The sequence below is a fragment of the Rhodococcus sp. NPDC006774 genome (genome assembly GCF_040636045.1).
Classification (GTDB): Bacteria; Actinomycetota; Actinomycetes; order Mycobacteriales; family Mycobacteriaceae; genus Rhodococcoides.
Window position 1 is genome coordinate 1 of the sequence record NZ_JBEYIW010000044.1, and the last position, 2,781, is coordinate 2,781.

Annotated in this window: 3 protein-coding genes; 2 read left to right on the top strand and 1 reads right to left on the bottom strand. The window is 65.4% G+C overall.

Going from position 1 to position 2,781, the window contains the following annotated elements; all coding sequences use genetic code 11:
• The first annotated feature begins 329 nt into the window (after positions 1-329).
• Together ABZ677_RS27625 and ABZ677_RS27630 are read left to right on the top strand one after the other, a co-directional pair.
• Positions 330-1,694, top strand: coding sequence for a hypothetical protein (locus ABZ677_RS27625; protein ID WP_358375252.1), 1,365 nt, complete (start codon positions 330-332; stop codon positions 1,692-1,694).
• A gap of 2 nt (positions 1,695-1,696) precedes the next feature.
• Complete coding sequence (locus ABZ677_RS27630) at positions 1,697-1,957, top strand: hypothetical protein (protein ID WP_358375255.1); 261 nt, start codon at positions 1,697-1,699, stop codon at positions 1,955-1,957.
• Positions 1,958-2,143: 186 nt separating this feature from the next.
• On the opposite strand, the gene ABZ677_RS27635 is transcribed toward ABZ677_RS27630, so the two are convergent.
• The coding region (locus ABZ677_RS27635) for a hypothetical protein (protein ID WP_358375257.1) at positions 2,144-2,781 on the bottom strand (638 nt) is incomplete at its 5' end.

The following is a 2,781-nucleotide window of genomic DNA, read 5'->3' on the forward strand; positions in this document are numbered from 1 at the left end:
TTTTCGTACGAGGACTGCGCTGACCCGCACTGCGGTCCATGACCTGTTCGAGTTCGGCGAGCCAGGCCTTGTAGGGGGCCTTGTCGGTGTCCGAGACCATCCACGTCCCTACTTTCTTTTGCAGCACTCCCCCGGCTTGCCGTCGACCGGCGGTGGGTTGCTGCACGGTGGTCGGTCGCCGAGCCGGAGGCCGGTGGTTGGTCGTGTCCAGAAGTTAGCGCACACCAACACCACACACACCCCTGACCGCACACCGGTGTGGCCCGAACGTAGGTGCCAGAGCCCGACACCACCCGAGGTCGAAGGCCACAACCACCAAGGACACCGACATGACCGAACTGCAGAACCGCGGCCCGTCCAACGACGACTTCGCCCGCGAATTCGCCCAGCTTCAGAACGGAACCACTCCCGCACCGGCTCCCGCGAAGATCCCCACCTCCGAGAAGGTCACGTCCTGCCTCGGAGGTGGGCCCATCCCCCTGCGTCAGCTCGTCGGAACCGGCGCGATCGTCCGCGAATACAGTCGCCTTCCCGAACCGCCCGTCGGTGAGGATTTGACGTTGATGGAAAGCAAGATCCGCAGCGTACCGATCACGAAGGCCGAAGACAGTCTGGAGAAGGCCTCACGCGGCCCCATCGCCGGCAGCATCTCGCTGATCAAGAGGATCTTCGCCGGGATCAACCAGATCGACCGGAACATCGAGCTCCGTAGCGAGCGGGTGATCGTCGGCCCGAACCACGAGCGCCTCACCCCCGACCAGGCTCAGGCCAAGCACGATGAGCTCCGCGGAGTGATCGACGGTGCCCACCGCAACGGTGCAACCGGCCACTATCGCGACCGTGACCGCAACACCAGGACCGAGAAGTTGTTCCTCGCGATCGACTTCCCGATCTTTCTGTTCCTGACGATGGGTCTGCTCAACGCCAACCTCGTCCTCGCGCTCACCGGCGATGTCGGCCAGATCATCAAGATGGCCGTCGCTGCGGTGTTCGCGGTCCTGGGCACTCTCGCGTTCACCTGGATCACCCGCCTCACCGGACGCAGGCACCGCCGCTTCAAGACCATCGACGCCACCATCGACCGCAACGGCGCGACCTTCAAGAGGATCCTCGCCGAACGTATCGGGCTCGGCGCGCTCGTCTCCATTGCCGCGATCGTGATGATGCTGCGGATCATCCACGACGGCAACGACGCCGGAGCCCCGATCTACGTGATGATTCCTCTGGCGATCTTCTTCGCCCTGGTCATCGGCGGATCCGGTTACGCCAACTACATGTCCGAATACGAGAACGGCTCCGAGACCACCGAACAGCTCGACGCCGTCACCGCCCAGCTCACCCGCCGCTCCGCCGACATCGAGAACAGCCGGGCCGAACGCGCCGAACTCGTCGAGCAGGCCGGACTCAAGCTCGCCGACCTCGGGCGCCAGATCACCGACGCCACCGAGCACGCCCGCCTCGTCGTGACCCGCAGCAGCGCCGACAAGGCCATCACGATCGCCCGCTCCTACGTCGGCCGCCAGGACCCGCTGCCCGCGCCGACCTTCCGGGTCGACAGTTTCGACCTCGCTGTCGCCCAGGCCGGGCAGCTCGCCGAGCACCACCAGCTGCTCGTCGCCGGCCAGGACACCACCGACCATGCCGACATCGACGCCTCTGAATCTGCTTTCGAGCTCACCAGCAAGGAGAACTGATCATGAGCTTGAAGGATCGCCTCAACCGCGCACAGGCCGTCATCGGCATCGTCGGGGCACTCGCCGGCTCTTCCGGCGACCCTACGGTCAAGAACACCGGCCCCAGCCTGGCCAAACGCCAGGCCGACTACACCAAGGAAGTCCGGCTCCCGCAGACCCGCCGCGACACCGACCGCATCCTCCGCGAAGCGACCCGCACCAAGAACGACGCCCTCAAGAACACCCATCTCCTCGACAAGAAGGACCGCAAAAACTTCAACTAGCAGCGAGAGCACATTCCCAGTGCCGTCAGGCCCCTACGCAGCAGACCGCGTAGGGGCCCGCTCGTTGGAGATGCGTATAGGCTCATCGACCCTGACCCAGCTGCCGAACGGTTCGCGCACCGATGACGGTTTCGTAAGCAATGCCGTGTCTGTGCCGGCCTGTCTGCACGGCGATACTGCCCGAATTCAGAATCCAGTTGTGGAGGGGCCGCTCTCTCCGGCCAGACGCCGCCACTCAGGAGCGGTACGACCCTCGACTGCCGAGTCGGGGCCGAGTTCTTCGGCGATCTCTGCAAGTTTCGAGGCTGCGGCAGCGTTCCCGAATTCGGCGGCGATCGCCCACCATTCGGTGGCGGCGTGTTCTTCGACGATCGCGTCGGAGCCGAGCTCCTCGGCAATGACGCCGAGGTTGAATGTGGCGGCAGCGCTTCCGCGTTCGTGTGCGATCAACCACCATTCGGTGGCGGTGTGGCCTTCGACGATCGCGTCGGGGCCGAGCTCGTAGGCGGTGTTTCCGAGGTTGTTTGCTGCACCGGCGTCGCCGCGTTCGGCGGCGATCGCCCACCATTCGGTGCCGGTGTGGCCTCCGACGATCGCCTCGGGGCCGAGCTCGTAGGCGGCGTTTCCGAGGTTGAATGCGGCACGGTCGTGACCGCGTTCGTGTGCGATCAGCCACCATTCGGTGGCGGTGTGGCCTTCGACGATCGCGTCGGGGCCGAGCTTGCGGGCGGCGTTTCCGAGGTTGAATGCGGCACGGTCGTGACCGCGTTCGTGTGCGATCAGCCACCATTCGGTGGCGGTGTGGCCTTCGACGATCGCGTGTA

What these genes read in the sequence shown, in the direction of transcription:
- ABZ677_RS27625 (WP_358375252.1), top strand. Translation starts at nt 330, where the DNA reads ATGACCGAACTGCAGAACCGCGGCCCGTCCAACGACGACTTCGCCCGC.
- ABZ677_RS27630 (WP_358375255.1), top strand. Translation starts at nt 1,697, where the DNA reads ATGAGCTTGAAGGATCGCCTCAACCGCGCACAGGCCGTCATCGGCATC.